Genomic DNA, 17,122 nt, shown 5'->3' with positions numbered 1-17,122 from the left:
ACTCTCGCTTCTCTGCATATCCGCAGCGGAGCCAATGGTAATGCCTGCACAGAGGGCTGAGAAGCCGTTTTCCCTCGTAAAACCCCCCGCGCTCCCTCTGAAATCGGGTTTTTTTGTCGCCCAGCAACGCAGGAGTGCCGCATTCGCGGTCCACGGGGTCTGCACGGCACAATCAACGCATCCCTTTCAAGGAGGCCGAGCTTGATCAAACTCCTCGTTCGCTGGGTGCTGCTGGCGGCGGCACTGGGCCTGGTGGCCAACCTTTACAGCGGGGTCGTGGTGGCCAGTTTCGGCAGCGCGATGATCGCGGCACTGGTGCTGGGTCTGTTCAACACCCTGGTGCGGCCGCTGCTGGTGCTGCTCACCCTGCCGGTCACGCTGATCACGCTGGGGCTGTTCCTCTTCGTGATCAACGCGCTGATGTTCTACTGGGCCGCGGGTCTGCTGGACGGCTTCCGTGTCTCCGGCTTCGGCGCGGCCTTGGTGGGCTCGCTGCTCTACAGCCTGTGCGGCGTGGTGATCGACATCGCGATGGAGCGGCTCTTCCCGCAGGACTGAAGCACGCGCTCGGCGCGCCTCAGTTCTTGTCTTCGGCCTGCTCGCGACGCTTCTCGGCTTCCAGTTCGCGCAGACGCGACTGGATGACCGCGGCTTCCACGTAGTCGGCGTTCGGATCTTCCTTGGCCAGGCGTTGCGCCGTGCGGAAGCGGTCCACCGCGCCGACGGTGTCGCCCTGGGTGGCGGCCACTTCAGCCGCCGCACGCAGCGAACGCAGACGCAGGCCCTGAGCCTCGGCGCTGGAGGACAGGGCCTGCCAGGCCAGGGTGTCGTTCTTGTGTTCGGTGACCCAGGTCTGCAGCGCTTCCATGGCGCGGCGCACCTCGGCCGGCGCGGCCGCGTCGCCGGCGCGCTGCCAGGCCAGGGCGGCATCGGTGCGGGCCAGCAGCACCGGGCGCGAGTCGTCCTTGACCAGCGGGGCCAGCGCGGTGGCCAGGGGCTGGTCGGGGCGGTTCATCGCCACCTCGATCTCCAGGTCCAGCAGGCTCAGATCGCGCAGCGCCGCGGCCTCGTCGGCAAAGTGCGCGCGCGCCAGGGCCAGGGCGCTGTCCGCAATGCGGCGAGCCTGGTCGAAGTCCCGCAGCTTCATCGAGGCCAGGGCCCCGGCATACAGCGTGCCCAGTCGCGCGGTGTCGATGGCGGGGGAGCCCGGCTGGGCTTGCTGCTGCAGCCGGCGCAGCGACATCTCGCCGGTGTCCATCAGCACCCGCGCGCGCGCCTGCATCAGCGCATGCACGGCCACGCTGGGCGGGCGGTGCGAGGGCGAGTCGTTCATGCGCAGGCGGGCGTCACTGATGCGCTCGATCGTCAGCGGGTGGCTGCGCAGATAGGGGTACTGGTTGCTGTCGTTCAGGCGCGAGCTGGCCTCGAGTTTCTGGAACATCTGCGCCATGCCCGAGGAGGCGAAGCCCGCCCGTTCCATCAGCTGCAGGCCGATGTGGTCGGCCTCGCGCTCCATCTCGCGCGAGAAGTTCAGCTGGCCCTGGATGGCCGCCGCCTGGCTGCCCATCACCACCGCATTGGCCGCGTCCACGTTGCGGCTGCGCGTGGCCGCGATCAGCCCCAGCACCAAACCGGCCATGGACAGCATGCTCTGGCGCTTCTGCGCCGCCATGCCGCGGGCGATGTGCCGCTGCACCACGTGGGTCAGTTCGTGGCCCAGCACCGAGGCCAGCTCGTCGCTGCTGCCGGTCATCGCGATCAGGCCCAGGTGCACGCCCACGTAGCCGCCGGGCAGGGCAAAGGCGTTGATCGACTTCTCCCGCACCTCGAAGGTTTCCCAGGCGAACAGGCGGGCGCGGTCGGGCTCCAGGTAGCCTGCGTCCTGAGCGGCCTGCACCAGCGGCTGCCAGATCGACTGGATGTAGTCGCTCAGCACCGGGTCGTCCAGATAGTCCGGGTCCTGGCGGATCTCCATCATGATCCGCTCACCCAGCCGGTTCTCGGCGTTGATGTCCAGGTCCTCGGACACCGAATCGCCCAGCGCGGGCAGGTTGACCTGGGCCTGGGCAACAGGGGCCGCGGCCGTGGCCAGCGCGCCGGCCAGGGCCAGGGCCAGGCCGCTGGGGCGCAGCAGGCGCCACGCCAGGAAAGGGTGCATCGACAAATCCGGTTCCTTCGGGGCGGAGCCCCTGCGTCCTTCACAGACCGGCGTGCCCCGCAAAAGTTCGGCTCGCTATCATCGCACCCCCGGGCCAGCCCACGGTTGCGCCTGCGTTTCTCTTCCTTGCACAGGCCCGCCGATGACCCAACCCCTCACCCATTTCGACGCCGAAGGCCAGGCCCACATGGTGGACGTGGCGGCCAAGAGCGAGACCCACCGCGTGGCCCGCGCCTGCGGCAGCATCCGCATGCTGCCCGCCACCCTGGCCCTGGTGGCCAGCGGCACAGCCAAGAAGGGCGATGTGCTGGGCATCGCCCGCATCGCCGCCATCCAGGCCAGCAAACGCACCGCCGATCTGGTGCCGTTGTGCCACCCGCTGCCGCTCACCCGCGTGGCGGTGGAGTTCGCGCTGGACGAGTCGGCCTGCGCGGTGCACATCACCGTGCAGGCCGAGACCCTGGGGCGCACCGGGGTGGAGATGGAGGCCCTGACCGCCGTGCAGGTGGGCCTGTTGACCATCTACGACATGCTCAAGGCCGTGGACCGCGGCATGGTGATGGGCGACATCCGCCTGCTGGAAAAACGCGGTGGCAAGAGCGGCCACTGGGTGGCCGGCGACCCGGCCTGACCCTCGACCCCGGCCAGGTCACTCCTGGGCTGGCATGAAGCCGCGCCAGGGCACGACATGGGCCGGCGCTTCGCACTGGAAGGGGCGAGGGGTCTGGGTCTCGTCCTCGCAGACGGCGAAGAAGTCATCGGCCGCCGGGTTGCGGAACTCGCGCAGACGCTGCGCCAGCGTGCGGGCCTCGTCCGGGTGGCCCGAGCCATCCAGGGCCCGCGCCCAGGCCATCATCAGGCGGGTGTCCAGCAGCGCGTGGGTGGCCGTCTCGAAGGCGCCCAGGGCTTGTGAGGGCGGCTCGGTGGTGGTGGCCAGTGCGTAGTCGGCTTGGTAGCTGAAGAACACGCTGTGCTGTCCATCGCGGATGCGCTGGGCCAGCGAGGTGGTGGCATCGCCCGGTTGGTAGATCAGCACCACGCGGTAGAAATCCTGCAGTGCGAACAGGGCGCCGGCGGTCATCAGCGCACCCAGCACCCGCGGCGCCCAGGCCGAAGGCGGGGTGGCTGACAGCACGGTGGGCCGGTTCATCGGCGGGCGGCGCAGCGCATGGCCCAAGGCCCAGGCCGTGGGCAGCAGGAAGTAGGCATACCACAGCGGGTACTCCAGCAGGCTGTGCAGGCCGGCCAGCAGCACGATCACCAGTGCGGCGCGTGCCGTCACGCCGGCTTCTGCCGGCTGGGCCAGGCTGCGGCGCCAGGCCAGCACCAGCGCCGCGGTCAGCAGCAGGGCCAGCAGGGCCGCCATCGGCAGACCCAGCTCCACCGCGAACTGCAGCAGCAGGTTGTGGGTGTGGTCGAAGAAGGCCACCGGCCGGTCCGGGAAGGCCGTCAGCGTCCAGGCGAAGTTGAACTCGCCCCAGCCCACACCCGTCCAGGGCTGGGCGGCGATCAGCGACAGCGTGTTCTTCCAGATCGCCCCGCGGGAGGACGACAGGTCCTTCTCGGCCAACCGGGCCTCGCCACCAAAGACGTGGCTGCCTTCGCGCGCCCAGCCCGCCATGCCCGCCCAGCACAGGCCATAGACCACCGGCACCAGCACCAGGGCGATGCGGGTGCGGCGCGACAGGCCCTTGTCCAGCAGGCCCCAGCCGGCCAGCAGCAGCGTGGCCACCATGCCGGTGCGCGAGGCGGTGAGCACCACCGCCTCGATCATCAACACGCCCAGCACCAGCGCCAGGCCACGGTGCAGCCGCAAGCCCCACACCCGCCCGGCCTCGGCCAGCGGCACCAGGGCGATCAGGCCGAAGAGGATGAGTGTGCTGAGGTGGTTGGGCTGGCGCAGATTGCCCACCGCCCGGCCCGGCAGGCCTGAGCGGGCGATCCAGTCGCCGTCCGTCCACTGAGGGGCAAAGACCTGCAGCAGCGCAATGACGCTGCTGAGCACGCCGGCCAACAGCAGCGCGGCCAGCACCGGCCGCAGCAGCGGGCCACCGGCGTCATCTTCCTGTGCGGTGTCCCGCGGCCAGCGGGCCTGGGCGGCCCACAACACCGTGCCGGCGCAGACCATCATCGCGATGGCCGACAGCGCCAGCGACGAAGGCAGGCCGCCGTGCCAGGACCAGAGGGCCTCCGCCACCAGCACGGCCAGCAGCGCCAGGGGCAGCACCACGGCGCCGATGGCACCACGCCCCGGCCGCACCGGCAGGCAGGCAATCAACGCCCCCCATCCGCCCACCGCCAACAACTGGTTGAGCAGCGTGGTGGAGGGGCTGACGTTGCGGGCGAGGAGGACGGGGACGGTGAGGGCGAGGAGGGCGGCGAGAAGGCGTGCCGGTGATGAATTGGGAGCGTGAGGCATGCGTTGGGGCAAAAGGGCCAGGAACCACAGCGGCCGTATTGTCGCCAACCGCATGCCAGTGTTGTCTCACGAAACGCCGGTCGAGCAGCATTTCCCAGAGACGGATGTCTGTTCAGTGGGATAAGCAGATGTAGCGTCCATCTACCCAGAAGCGAGGGAAGATGCGCCCCTGCGTGGGGGGGATGGTCGATGGCTCGGTGCAACCGGGCATCAAACTCCAGCCCAGCGTCACACCAAAGAGCAGTGTGCAAGCGGCGATGGTCCAGCGCCAAACTGCAGAAGTATTTATGCTGGGCGGCGCGCCCTCCGCCTTTGGCCAGAGATGGGAGGCCGCCAAAGCAAGCACCCAAATGTAAGCCAGTTGCGTGTGCGGATAGACCATGGCGCCCGAGAACATCGCGTTGATCGCCAATGCGCCGCAAGCGCCGACTGCCCATGCGTGGTCATGGCGTGCCTTCCATAGCAAAGGCAAGACCCTCCACCCCAGCAGCACCAGCAGCAGCCACCCAGCAAGGCCCCATTCCACCATCCACTGAAGGTACAGGTTGTGAGGATGCAGAATGTCTGTGCGGAGGATATCGGCGTACAGCGGGTTGTGTCGGTCATACAGGCCCCAGCCCTGTCCGCCAATGCCCCACAGCGGTTCGGTCTGTAGATAGCGCCAGCCCAGTTGCAGCAACTCTATGCGACCTGATGTGGTGGCTCGGTCTAACGCCAGTGGCGAAGACGGCAACAGAGCCGTCGCGGTCAAGCCGATGACCGACAGTGTCAAGCCGGCCGCGCCCAATGACAGCCAAGGCCGGCGCCATGTGCCGGCCCCCCAAATCCAAGCGCCGACACCAAAGGCCAGCAAATCGGCCCGTGCTCCGTCCTTGAACCAAGTAGCCACGTACATCACAAGCACAATGCCCGTGAGCACGTGAAGCCCTCGGGACCGAACTTGTTGTGATAGCCAAGGTAGCAGCACGGCCTGGGCTAGCAGATAGTCGTCCAGAAGTCGGATATTAGAGAACTGGGCGGCCGCGAGACCGCCGCCAGTCCACGTTTCCGCCCATGTGACTGCCACGGTGGGCAGCGGGGTGAGCGCCATCACCCATCCTGCCGAAATCCCACTCCGTGGATGCGCCTGTAGGTTGAGCCACAGGGCCAGTCCCGCAATCCACCACATGCCTGTAAGGGCTAACTCCAGGGCGCTGCGATGGGGGTCTGAGCTGTGGATGCAGCCGATCACCAGCATGACCAGCACAGAGGTTAAAGCCCAAGTGGGTGGGTGACGGAGCGGTAACGCTCCGCGTCTCAGCGACAGCGCGGCCAGCAGCAGCCAGAAGGACGCGCCCAATCGCCAAGCGTTGTAAGGCGCTTCCTGGCCGATGCCTGAACCGGACATCAGCCAAATGGCATAAAGCGCGGTAAACAGGTGCAGGAGCATGCCGAGTCGTTCGGGAGGAATGGAAACCTGATTGGGCGCGTGCCCTGGTCGGCTCTCAGCCGGCGTCAACATCGGCCGGACTCGGTTCCCAATCCATGAAGAAGAAAAGGCACCCGAAGGTGCCTTTTTCGAACCCAGCGCCTGGAGATCAGGTCCCAGCGCTGATGTTGTTCTTCTCAATCAGTGCCTTGGCTGCCGCGTTGGTGACCGTGGTCGTTGCAGCCCAGGTGATGTTCGCGTCATTCACTGTCGGGGTGAAGGTAATCGTCTGACTATCCACGTTGGTGCCGATGCCCGTCGCCAAGGTGATTTCAACGACGCCACCGTTGATGGTTGCGGATGTGACTTCCTTGGTGGAAGTGAATGTAGGGATACCCGTTGCGCCGTCAGAGCAGCTAGTGGCAACGCCCCCCGCTTCCTGAATGCACACGCCCACAGCCGTCTTCAGGGCGTCAGCCGAGGACAGTGCATTGCCGACCTTGGCCTTGATGGTGTAGTCCTGGTAAGCCGGCAGAGCGACGGCGGCCAGAATGCCGATGATCGCCACGACGATCATCAGTTCGATGAGGGTGAAACCTTGTTGGACACGCTTCATGGGGAGACTCCTGAAAGCAATTCCGGCGGGAAGGTGCCGGGTGGGTTGGTACGGGAACCATACAGCGAATCCTGTGCCAGCTCTCAAACCGTGCAAAACCACACGTCCGGCAGCGCAGGGTGACATTTCTTGTCAGTGCGGGGCGCCCATTCGCGTAATCCCCATCGGGGGCTGCCGCGTTTTGTCAGCCCGCTTGTGAGGAGATGTTGCGAGCGCGGTCCGTCGGCTTTCGACGGATGGCCGCGCCCGGGCGAGGGCTCAATCCCAGTCCAGCCGGTCGCCCGCGGTGAGTGGGTGCAGCGCCAGGCCGGGCAGGCGCTCGGCCAGGTCGCCCAGCACGGCCGGCATTTCGCCGGGCTTGATGTGGGTGAGGTGCACCCGGGCGCCGGCAGGCACATGGGCCAGTTCGGCCGCCAGGGTGGAGGGGCAGTGGTGCAGGCTGTCGGCGGCCACGCCGCGTTCGGCTTCGGAGAAGGCGATCTCGATCACCAGGTGCTGCACCGGCCGGTTGGCCAGCAGCGGGTGCAGGGCCGGGTTGGGGCCGGTGTCGCCGGTGTAGACCCACCAGCCGTTCTCTCCCTCCACGCCGTAGCCCACGGCCGGCACGCTGTGGCGGGCCGGCAGCACCTCGATGTGGCGCTCGCGCCGGCCCAGCCGCAGGTGCTGGCCGGTGTTGATCTCGTGCAGGCTGAGGACCGGGTGGCGCGGATGCGGCAGGCGGGTGAAGTCCGGCCAGAGCAGGTTGTTGAACACATGCTCGCGCAGCACGGCCAGCGTGGCCGGCAGGGCGTGGACCTGGATGGGCGGCTGGCCGGCGCGGCGGCGCATCACGCTGTCGGCCAGCAGGGGCAGGCCCAGCACATGGTCCAGGTGGGAGTGGCTGAGCAGGATGTGGTCGATGCGGGCCAGTTCGTCCAGGGTCAGGTCGCCCACGCCGGTGCCGGCGTCGATCAGGATGTCGTCGTCGACCAGGAACGAGGTGGTGCGGCAGCCCGCCGCGATCGAGCCGGAGCAGCCGAGGACGCGCAGGCTCATGGTGCGGTGTCCTGCGGGGTGCCCTGCGTCAGGCGGGCGTTCAGCCGTGCGCACAGGGTGCCCCAGGGGGAAGGCACCGTGTCGGCGGCGGGTGCGAAAGAGGGGGCGGCGGTGTCGGGCATGAGGCTGTGCTGCAGGGCCGTCAGATGGGCCCGGGCGATCATCGGATCGTCCCCTCGCGCAGCCTGCAGCGCAAGCACCCAATTCCTCAGCAGGGCCTGCTGCGTCGCCCGGTTTGGGGAGGAAGCGGGCAGCACTGTGAAGACGGTCACACTCTGCTGGCGCCCCTTGACCTGGCATTCGTCCACCTCCAGCCAGTCCAGCGCGGTGTCGAGTTGTTCGCCGCAGGCGGTCCGGGTGCTGCCGGCCACCAGCAGATCCACGCCCAGTTCGCGGGTGAGGGTTTCCAGCCGGGCGGCCAGGTTCACCGCGTCGCCCACGGCGGTGTAGGTGCGGCGCTGGGGGGTGCCCAGGTCGCCCACGCAGACGGTGCCGGTGGCCAGGCCGATGCCGAAGCGCACACCGGGCAGGCTCTGGGCGGCCAGGTGGGCGTTGAGCGGGCCGGCGGCCTGGGCCAGGTCCAGGGCGGCGCGCACCGCGCGCACGGCGTGGTCCGGCTGGGCGGTGGGGGCGTTCCAGAAGGCCATGGCGGCGTCGCCGATGAACTTGTCCAGCGTGCCGCCGTGGCGGTGGACGATCTCGGTGACGGTGCCGAAGTAGCGGTTGAGCACCTCGCGCAGGGCTTGCGGCGGCAGCTGCTCGCTCAGGGTGGTGAAGCCGCGCAGGTCACAGAACAGGATGGTGAGTTCGCGGTTGCTGGCTTCCAGGGCCTGGGTGTCGCCCTGGGCGGCCAGGGCCCGGGCCCTGGCGGGGGGCAGGTACTGCTCGAAGAGCTGTTGCAGGGTGCGGCGCTGCTGCCACTCGTGCAACAGGCCGCGGGTGAGCAGCGCGACCGCGTACAGGCCCCCCAGCAGCAGCGCGCTGGCCAGCGGCAGCACCTGGTCGGCCATCTGCCAGGCCAGGGCCTGGCCCACCACGGCGGCGCCCACCCCGGCCAGGGCGGCCAGGGCCCGCGCCGGGCTGCGGCGGCGCACGGCCCAGGCGACGGCGGCCAGGGTCAGCAGGATCAGCACCGCTTCGTAGCCGGGGGCCCAGGCCGGGCGCTGGGCCAGGTGGCCGCCCAGCAACCCGGCCAGCATCAGGGCATGGATTTCCACGCCGGGCAGGGCGGGGTTGACCGGGGTGGCCCGCAGATCAGCCAGGCCCGGGGCTGAACTGCCCAGCAGCACGAGCTGGCCGCGCAGGCTGCCGGCCGGCAGGTGGCCGGCCAGCACGTCGGAGGCGCTGAGGTAGCGGAAGCTGCCACCCGTGGGGCCGCCCGGCCCCTGGTAAGGCACCCGCCACTGGCCGCGCTCGTCCAGCGCCAGGCGTTGGGGGGCATGGCTTGACGATTGCAGGCGCAGGGCTTCCAGCAGCGGGGGACGGCCGACACCGGCCGGGCGCAGCTCGGGCTGGACCGTGGGCTGCCCCGCGGCCTGCAGGGCCATGGACAGGGCCAGCGAGGGCCAGGCCTGGCCGTCCAGCACCGCCACGCCGGGGACCGAGCGGACGAGGCCGTCGGTGTCCGGCACGACGTTGAAGAAGCCGCCCCGCGGCGCGGCGGCGGCCAGTGTCGGGGTGTTGGCCGCCAGCCCGTTCCAGGCGGGCAGGCCTGTCGGCCGGGGCGGCGGCAGGGCAAACAGGGGCTGCGGGGCCTGGCCGCTGTGCAGGCCGCCGCGGTCGGCGGTCAGGTAGAAGCCGGTGAGCACCGGCCGGTCTTGCCAGGCGCGGGCCAGGGCAGCGTCTCCAGCCGTGGGTTCGGGGAAGACCAGATCCACCCCCAGGGCGGCCACCTGCTGGCGCTGGAGCAACTCGTCGCTCAGCGCGGCCAGGCGTTCGCGCGGCCAGGGCCAGTGACCCAGGGTCTGCAGGCTGGCCTCGTCCAGGTCGACGATGGCGATGTCGGGGTGGGGCGCGGCTGGGCGGCTGCGCAGCTGCTGGCGCCAGTCTTCGGTGGCCTGCTCCAGGCGGGCCAGCAGGGGCAGCGGGGCCAGCAGGGCATGCCAGAACCCCAGCCCGGCCAGGACCAAGCCTGCCCAGTGCGCTGCGGCAGGCCGCGGTACGGCCATCGGGCGCTCAGCCCTGGATGAATTGCATCTGGGTGCCGGCCAGTTCGATGATGTCGCCGTTCTTCAGCGGCACCACGCCTTCACCCAGCGGGCTGCCGTTGATGGTCGGGCGCTGGTCGCCTTCGACATGGGCCAGCACATAGCCGGTCGGGCGCTTGGCGATCGAAGCCACCTGGGTGCCCGGTTTGCCCACGGTGGTGACCGCCTTGCTCAGCAGCACCTCACGGCCGGCGGCGCCACCATTGAGCACCTTGATGGAGGCCGGCAGCATCTGCACGGTGGGCAGGGGCGGCGCGGGCGGGGGCAGGGTGCCCGGACGCAGCACCATGGTCTTCTCGTAGTCGGCAACTTCGGCGCCGATGTACTTGATGCGGTACTTGCCGATCTCGATGACGTCGCTGTTGGACAGCAGCTGCTTCTTGATCGCCTTGCCGTTGATGTAGGTGCCGTTGGTGCTGTTGAGGTCTTCGATGTAGATGTCTTCGCCCACGGCCAGCAGCACGGCGTGTTCGCCGCTGACGGCCAGGTTGTCGATCACGATGTCGTTGTAGGGGCGCCGGCCCAGTGTGGTGCGCTCCTTCTGGATCACCACTTCCTTGAGAACCACGTTGTCGAGTGAAACGACCAGCTTGCCCATGAATGCCTCGTGTTGCCCGTGCGCGGGGCGTTTTCTTCTCGGCGTGCCTTGCCGTGCCAGCCGCGAGTCCTGTTGTTGCGCGTTCGCGTTAATGCAACTTGGCCAGGATGACGGAGATGTTATCCCGTCCGCCTGCGGCATTGGCGGCTTCCACCAGTGCGGCCGCCTGCTCGTCCAGTGAGTTGTTGATCTGGAGCACCTGGGCGATCTGCGTGTCCGACAGCATGTCGGAGAGTCCATCGGAGCACAGCAGGATGGTGTCGCCCGCCTTCACATCATGCGGATGCACCTCGAGAACCACCTGAGGTTCGACCCCAATGGCCCGGGTGACGAGGTTGCGGTGCAGGGCATAGGCGGCCTCTTCCTGGGTGAGCAGGCCGGCGTCCACCTGTTCCTGCAGCAGGGAGTGGTCACGGGTCAGCTGGGCGATGCGACCGTTGCGCAGGCGATACGCGCGGGAGTCGCCCAGGTGGCCGATCCAGACATGCTGGCGCTCGAAAACGGCCGCAACCAGCGTGGTGCCCATGCCGGCATAGGCGGCCACGGTGTTGGCAGCGGTGAAGACCTGGCGGTTGGCCTCCTGGGCGGCAGCGATCAGGGCCCGGGCGACTTCGGCCTCGGCAGGCGCCTGGGTCAGGCTCAACAGCCATTGGCGAAAGGTGTCCCGCATGGTCTTGGTGGCCATTTCGCTGGCCACCTCGCCAGCGTTGTAGCCCCCCATGCCGTCGGCCAGGATGCACAGGCCCAGGCTGGGATCGATCAGGACGGCGTCTTCGTTGTTGTGGCGCGCACGACCGACGTCGAGCGCGCTGCTGTATTCAAGGCGCAGTGGCACGGGGTTCTATCCTGCTGTTGTTCTTGTGGATGGGACCATTGTGGCCGTCCCCCGCGGCCCTGTTGGCCTCACAAAGCCGGGCAATGAGGCGCAATTCACGGGCCAGGGCATGGGCATCGGCATGACGGTCGGCCGGGGACTTGGCCAGCAGGCGGGCCAGCACATCCCCCAGCACCGCCGGCAGTTCGGGACGCCGTGCCAGCAGCGGCGGCGGCGCTTCCCCGGCAATGGCGGCCAGGGTTTCACCCATCGAGCTGCGGTCGAAGGGGCGTTGTCCGGTGAGCAGCTCGAACAGCACCACGCCCAGAGCGTACAGATCGCAGCGGCCGTCCACCGGCACGCCGCTGAGCTGCTCGGGGGCCATGTAGCAGGGCGTGCCCACCATCAGCCCGCTGCGGCTGTTGCCCTGATCGAGCAGGCGGGCGCTGCCAAAATCGCCCACCTTCAGCACGCCGCCAGCGGCCGGGTTGAACAGCAGGTTGCTCGGCTTCAAGTCCCGGTGCACCACACCCTGGGCATGGGCGTGGGCCAGGGCTTCGGCAGTGACTGCGCCGATGCGCAGCACCAGTTCCTCGGGCAGCAGTCGTCCGGGTTGGGCGTAGCGGCTGAGGTCGCTGCCGGGCACCCATTCCATGGCCAGCCAGCCGCAGGGCTGACCTCCTTGGGTGACGATGCCGGCTCCCAGCGTCCGGACGATGGCGGGGTGCTGCAGGCGGCCGGCGGCGGTGGCCTCGCGCAGGAAGCGGTCCGGCGCCTCCTCCTGTGAGCCAAAACGCACGACCTTGAGGGCCACCGGTTCATCGGTGCCGGCCACGCGGGCCTGGTAAAGCTCGCTGTGGTCGCTTTGCGCGCAGAGGCGCTCGATGTGGAAGCCCTCGGTTTCCATCGGCAGCGCGGAGCTGTCGATCATCGAGGACGCCGGCTGCGTACTGGGCGCGACCGGGGCGCGCCCCACCGGCGTCGAAAGCGGCGGCTGTCGGCGCAGGAGCGTGTGCCAGAAACGCGAACGACCGGCCATCTTCGTGCCTTGGGCATCCCTCCGGGTGGTGTTGCAACACATTACCACAGGGGGGCTGCCGGGCCCTTGACTCAGGCGGCCAAGGTCTTGTCGCGAAGCTTGCGGCCCGCCCACCAGCCCGCGGCCAGCACGCCGGCCACCACGGCGGCCTGCAAGCTCCAGCTGGCCCAGGGGCGAGGGTCGAACACGCTGTCCAGGGCCGGCTCGCCCACCATCATCTTGGCGGCGGTCCAGGCCAGCACGCCAGCACCGATGTAGGTGATGGACGGGAAGCGGTCGACCAGCTTGAGCACCACGCTGCTGCCCCAGACCACGATGGGCACGCTGATGAGCAGGCCGATGACGACCAGGTCGAAGGCGCCGTGGGCGGCGCCGGCCACGCCCAGCACGTTGTCCACGCCCATCAGGGCGTCGGCGACGATGATGGTCTTGAGCGCACCCCACAGCGTGGTGGCGCTGCTGCCTTCGTGGCTGTCGCTGCCCTCGCCGGGGACCAGCAGCTTGTAGGCGATCCAGACCAGGCCCAGGCCGCCCACCAGCATCAGGCCGGGGATCTTGAGCAGCCAGACCACCACCAGCGTCATCAGGGCGCGGATGCCGATGGCCCCCACCGTGCCCCAGACGATGGCCTTGCGTTGCAGGTGGGCGGGCAGGCTGCGGGCGGCCAGGGCGATGACGATGGCGTTGTCGCCGGCCAGGATCAGGTCGATCAGGACAATGGCCAGCAGGGCCGAGAACCATTCAGGGGAAAACAGCGGCATGTCGGTCTTTCGATGTGTCACGCGGGTCGGTGAACACCACGGCGGACGGACGGGACATGCCGGACAGGGGCTGCCTTCGAGCCGCCCGCCATGGTGACGGGGGTCGAAGGTCTGGCTCGGCCACCGGGAACGGTGGCTGGCGGGCCGGAGGCTGATGCTTCGTACTGACGACCCGACCGGAAGTGAGCTACTCCCCTTCAGAGCTCAAATTGTGGCACAGGCGCGGAAGGCCTCACTGGCCGCGGGCCTTCAGTGTCACCACGGCGCGACCGATCACCAGCACGAGCAGGGCGCCGATGGCTGCGGCGGCGTAATGAACGGCTGGGATCACCTCGACGGTGGCGCCGGCATGCGAGGCCGGCTGGGTGGGCAGCAGGTGCAGCAGGGCGGGGTCGGTCACGGCCATGCTGCCGGCAATCCAGCCCAGCAGCATGCCGCCCAGCGTGATGACCAGCGGGAAGCGGTCCATCAGCTTGATCACCAGCTGGCTGCCGCCGACGATGATGGGGATGCTGACCAGCAGGCCGAAGATGACCAGCGGCATCTGGTGGGGGCCGCCCGCGGCCTGGGCCGCACCGGCAATGGCGATGACGTTGTCCACGCTCATCACCAGGTCGGCCACGATGACGGTCTTGACCGCACCCCAGAGCTTGTCGCTGCCCTCGATCTTGCCGTGTTCGTCTTCGTCGTCCGGGGCCAGCAGCTTGACGCCGATCCACACCAGCAGGGCCGCGCCGGCCAGCTTCAGGTAGGGAATGGACAGCAGGGTGAGGGCGAAGAAGATCAGCACCACGCGCAGGGCGATGGCGCCTGCCGTGCCCCACAGAATGCCCTTGAGCCGCTGGCTCTCGGGCAGCTTGCGGCAGGCCAGGGCGATGACGACGGCGTTGTCGCCGCCCAGCAGGATGTCGATCAGGATGATCTGGCCCACACCCAGCCAGAAGGGCAGATGCAGCAGGGATTCCAATTCCATGGGGTGCTCAGTCGGGATCTGTGTCAGGTTCCATCCGCCAGTGTAGGCGCATGAAAAAGGCCGCCCGAAGGCGGCCTAGGGGTGGCGCAGAGCCGTGCTTACAGCATGGCCTTGAGCAGCTTGCCCATCTCGGACGGGTTGCGGGTCACCTTGAAGCCGCACTCTTCCATGATGGCCAGCTTGGCATCGGCGGTGTCGGCACCACCGGAGATCAGCGCGCCAGCGTGGCCCATGCGCTTTCCGGGAGGAGCGGTGACGCCAGCGATGAAGCCAACGATCGGCTTCTTCATGTTGTCCTTGCACCAGCGGGCGGCTTCGGCTTCGTCCGGGCCGCCGATCTCGCCGATCATGATGACGGCGTCGGTCTCCGGATCGTCGTTGAAGGCCTTCATCACGTCGATGTGCTTCAGGCCGTTGATCGGGTCGCCACCGATGCCCACCGCCGAAGACTGGCCCAGGCCGATCTCGGTCAGCTGCGCCACGGCTTCATAGGTCAGCGTGCCCGAACGGGACACGACGCCGATGCGGCCCTTCCGGTGGATGTGGCCCGGCATGATGCCGATCTTGATCTCTTCCGGGGTGATCAGGCCGGGGCAGTTCGGGCCCAGCAGCAGGGTCTTCTTGCCGCCAGCGGCTTCCTTGGCCTTCATCTTGTTGCGCACCATCAGCATGTCGCGCACGGGGATGCCTTCGGTGATGGCGATCACCAGGTCCAGGTCGGCCTCGACCGCTTCCCAGATGGCGTCAGCGGCGCCAGCGGGCGGCACGTAGATCACCGACACGGTGGCGCCGGTTTGCGTGGCAGCTTCCTTGACGGAGGCGTAGATGGGGATGTCCGAGAACTTCTCGCCGGCCTTCTTGGGGTTCACCCCCGCGACGAAGGCGTTCTTGCCGTTGGCATAGGCCTGGCAGCCCAGGGTGTGGAACTGACCGGTCTTGCCGGTGATCCCCTGGGTGATGACCTTGGTGTCCTTGTTGATGTAGATCGACATGACTGGATTCCTTCTGGGCGTGCTTACTTGACGGCGGCCACGATCTTCGTGGCGGCTTCGGCCATGGTGTCGGCCGAGATGATGGGCAGGCCCGATTCGGCCAGCATCTTCTTGCCCAGGTCTTCGTTCGTGCCCTTCATGCGCACGACCAGCGGCACCTGCAGGTTCACGGCCTTGCAGGCGGTGATCACGCCTTGCGCGATGGTGTCGCACTTCATGATGCCGCCGAAGATGTTGACCAGGATGCCCTTGACGTCCGGGTTCTTCAGCATGATCTTGAAGGCTTCGGTGACCTTCTCGGCCGTGGCGCCGCCGCCCACGTCCAGGAAGTTGGCCGGATCGCCGCCGAACAGCTTGATGGTGTCCATGGTGGACATGGCCAGGCCGGCGCCGTTGACCAGGCAGCCGATGTTGCCGTCCAGGCTGATGTAGGCCAGATCGAACTTGGAGGCCTCGACTTCCGCCGGATCCTCCTCGTCCAGGTCGCGGTAGGCCACGATCTCGGGGTGGCGGAACAGCGCGTTGGCGTCGAAGTTGAACTTGGCGTCCAGGGCGATCAGGTTGCCCTTGCCGTCACGGTTGAGCGGGTTGATCTCGACCAGCGATGCGTCCGTCTCCATGTAGCAGCGGTACAGGTTCTTGAACAGGGTCACGGCCTGGTCCACGGTGTGGCCTTCCATGCCGATGGCCTTGGCCACCTGGGCCGCCTGCGCGTCGGTCAGACCGGCCAGCGGGTCGATCATCTCGGTGATGATCTTCTCGGGGGTGGAGTGGGCCACTTCCTCGATGTCCATGCCGCCTTCGGAGGAGGCGATCAGGGCCACCTTCTGGGTGCCACGGTCGGTCACCAGGGAGACGTAGAACTCCTTCTGGATGTCCGCGCCCTCTTCGATGTACAGGCGGCGGACCTTCTGGCCTTCCGGGCCGGTCTGGTGCGTGACCAGCTGCATGCCCAGGATCTTCTCGGACAGGGCCTTCACGTCGTCCAGGGTCTTGGCGACCTTCACGCCGCCGCCCTTGCCGCGGCCACCCGCGTGGATCTGGGCCTTGACCACCCACACCGGGCCGCCCAGCTTCTGGGCAGCTTCCACCGCCTCTTGCACATTGAATGCCGGGATGCCCTTGGGGACCGGCACGTCGAACTGGCGCAGGATTTCCTTGCCTTGGTATTCGTGAATCTTCATGGGTGGTCTTTTCGTGAGTTCAGGACGAAAGAGAGGAGCGGAATCCGCGGCCAGCTCATCGACGAAGGGCTGACGGCATCTTCAGGGGCCGCATTTTGCAGTTCAGGAAACGCTTTTACCTGACGAAACCCCAGAATTTCCCGCAGGATCAGGGCTGGCGCTTGCAATCGACTGACATTGCTGCCAGTGCAGGCTAGGCGTTTTCCCGGAAAGCCTTGCACCGTAGCATGCGATGTTGCGGTGCAGCAGGGGGAAAACCCTGTGCCATCGGCGGCAGGGCTGCACCGGACTGGCTCAACATGCTCAGCGGGGTTCGTCCCCGTCGCCACCGAGCACCTGGCGGACAACTTCGCCGCTGAAGCCGCGGGCGGCCAGGAAACGCATCTGACGGAAACGCTCGCGCAGATCCGTTGGGGGTTGTCCAAAGCGCTTCTGCCAGACCTCCCGTGCGCGCTGGAGCTCACTTTGCCGCAGGGTACGCACCGTGTCGCTGTCGAGCTCCAGCCCGTGACGGGAGAGCTCCTGGCGGATGCGCGTCAGGCCCAGGCGGGATGCACGGCTGTTCAGGCGGCTCTCGACGAAGCGCTCGTCGCTCTGGTAGCGCTGGGCCTGCAGCCAGTCCAGCACATCATCCACCTCGGCCGCCAGGGCGTCGGCATCCAGCACGACCGCAGGGTCAGCCGGGGCGCGGGCCGCAAGGGCGGAGGGCTCACCAAAGGGATCGCCTTCCCAGCCGCTGCCCCAGTGGCCTGGTGCCGCCTGGGCAGCGGCCTCGGCGGCCACGTGGACCGCACGTTTGCGTGCATGGGCCAGCAGCTTGGTCCGCAGCTCGGCCCGGCTGTGCTCGCGCCGGGCCAGCAGGGCCAGGGCCTGTGCCTTCAGACTCAGCGGAGCGCGCTTCATGGGCTGGATGCGAGA

General features: G+C 68.1%; 16 protein-coding genes. 2 read left to right on the top strand and 14 right to left on the bottom strand.

Annotated features, from left to right (window positions below; genetic code table 11):
• The first annotated feature begins 204 nt into the window (after positions 1-204).
• Entirely contained in the window at positions 205-558 is a 354-nt protein-coding gene (locus M0L44_RS12815) for a phage holin family protein (protein WP_252770420.1), read from the top strand.
• Between the two features lie 19 nt (positions 559-577).
• On the opposite strand, the gene M0L44_RS12810 is transcribed toward M0L44_RS12815, so the two are convergent.
• Positions 578-2,158: a M48 family metalloprotease gene (locus M0L44_RS12810; protein ID WP_252770088.1), complete on the bottom strand. Its 1,581-nt coding sequence runs from the start codon at positions 2,156-2,158 to the stop codon at positions 578-580.
• Between the two features lie 142 nt (positions 2,159-2,300).
• Between M0L44_RS12810 and moaC the strand changes: the two genes are divergently transcribed.
• Positions 2,301-2,789: a cyclic pyranopterin monophosphate synthase MoaC gene (moaC, locus tag M0L44_RS12805; RefSeq protein ID WP_252770087.1), complete on the top strand. Its 489-nt coding sequence runs from the start codon at positions 2,301-2,303 to the stop codon at positions 2,787-2,789.
• An 18-nt stretch (positions 2,790-2,807) separates the two neighbouring features.
• On the opposite strand, the gene M0L44_RS12800 is transcribed toward moaC, so the two are convergent.
• From M0L44_RS12800 to M0L44_RS22200, 13 genes are all read right to left on the bottom strand, one after another.
• Positions 2,808-4,577, bottom strand: coding sequence for a PglL family O-oligosaccharyltransferase (locus M0L44_RS12800; protein WP_252770086.1), 1,770 nt, complete (start codon positions 4,575-4,577; stop codon positions 2,808-2,810).
• Between the two features lie 112 nt (positions 4,578-4,689).
• Complete coding sequence (locus tag M0L44_RS12795) at positions 4,690-6,006, bottom strand: O-antigen ligase family protein (RefSeq protein WP_252770085.1); 1,317 nt, start codon at positions 6,004-6,006, stop codon at positions 4,690-4,692.
• A 148-nt stretch (positions 6,007-6,154) separates the two neighbouring features.
• Entirely contained in the window at positions 6,155-6,601 is a 447-nt protein-coding gene (locus M0L44_RS12790) for a pilin (RefSeq protein ID WP_252770084.1), read from the bottom strand.
• 258 nt (positions 6,602-6,859) lie between these two features.
• Positions 6,860-7,636, bottom strand: coding sequence for an MBL fold metallo-hydrolase (locus M0L44_RS12785; RefSeq protein WP_252770083.1), 777 nt, complete (start codon positions 7,634-7,636; stop codon positions 6,860-6,862).
• Positions 7,633-9,804, bottom strand: a complete 2,172-nt coding sequence (locus M0L44_RS12780; RefSeq protein WP_252770082.1) for a CHASE2 domain-containing protein — start codon at positions 9,802-9,804, stop codon at positions 7,633-7,635. Before M0L44_RS12780 ends, M0L44_RS12785 begins: the two co-directional genes overlap by 4 nt.
• A gap of 7 nt (positions 9,805-9,811) precedes the next feature.
• Positions 9,812-10,441, bottom strand: coding sequence for an FHA domain-containing protein (locus M0L44_RS12775; RefSeq protein ID WP_252770081.1), 630 nt, complete (start codon positions 10,439-10,441; stop codon positions 9,812-9,814).
• An 88-nt stretch (positions 10,442-10,529) separates the two neighbouring features.
• Positions 10,530-11,276, bottom strand: coding sequence for a Stp1/IreP family PP2C-type Ser/Thr phosphatase (locus M0L44_RS12770; protein WP_252770080.1), 747 nt, complete (start codon positions 11,274-11,276; stop codon positions 10,530-10,532).
• Positions 11,260-12,186 (bottom strand): serine/threonine-protein kinase, encoded by a 927-nt coding sequence (locus M0L44_RS12765; RefSeq protein ID WP_252770079.1) that lies wholly within the window; start codon positions 12,184-12,186, stop codon positions 11,260-11,262. Before M0L44_RS12765 ends, M0L44_RS12770 begins: the two co-directional genes overlap by 17 nt.
• 179 nt (positions 12,187-12,365) lie before the next feature.
• Positions 12,366-13,055, bottom strand: coding sequence for a TerC family protein (locus M0L44_RS12760; RefSeq protein ID WP_252770078.1), 690 nt, complete (start codon positions 13,053-13,055; stop codon positions 12,366-12,368).
• 232 nt (positions 13,056-13,287) lie between these two features.
• Positions 13,288-14,028: a TerC family protein gene (locus M0L44_RS12755; RefSeq protein WP_252770077.1), complete on the bottom strand. Its 741-nt coding sequence runs from the start codon at positions 14,026-14,028 to the stop codon at positions 13,288-13,290.
• 98 nt (positions 14,029-14,126) lie between these two features.
• Positions 14,127-15,020, bottom strand: coding sequence for a succinate--CoA ligase subunit alpha (gene sucD, locus M0L44_RS12750; protein ID WP_252770076.1), 894 nt, complete (start codon positions 15,018-15,020; stop codon positions 14,127-14,129).
• Between the two features lie 23 nt (positions 15,021-15,043).
• Positions 15,044-16,204, bottom strand: a complete 1,161-nt coding sequence (gene sucC / locus M0L44_RS12745; protein WP_252770075.1) for an ADP-forming succinate--CoA ligase subunit beta — start codon at positions 16,202-16,204, stop codon at positions 15,044-15,046.
• Positions 16,205-16,507: 303 nt separating this feature from the next.
• Positions 16,508-17,107 carry a regulatory protein RecX gene (locus M0L44_RS22200; RefSeq protein ID WP_354004128.1) on the bottom strand — a complete coding sequence of 200 codons (600 nt, stop codon included), beginning with the start codon at positions 17,105-17,107 and terminating at the stop codon, positions 16,508-16,510.
• Positions 17,108-17,122 lie beyond the last annotated feature (15 nt).

Origin of the sequence: Ideonella oryzae (assembly GCF_024055665.1) — a bacterium.
In the GTDB taxonomy this organism is placed as follows: Bacteria; Pseudomonadota; Gammaproteobacteria; order Burkholderiales; family Burkholderiaceae_C; genus Ideonella; species Ideonella oryzae.
The sequence above is the reverse complement of the archived record's forward strand: the minus strand, read 5'-3'. Positions and strand labels throughout refer to the sequence as shown.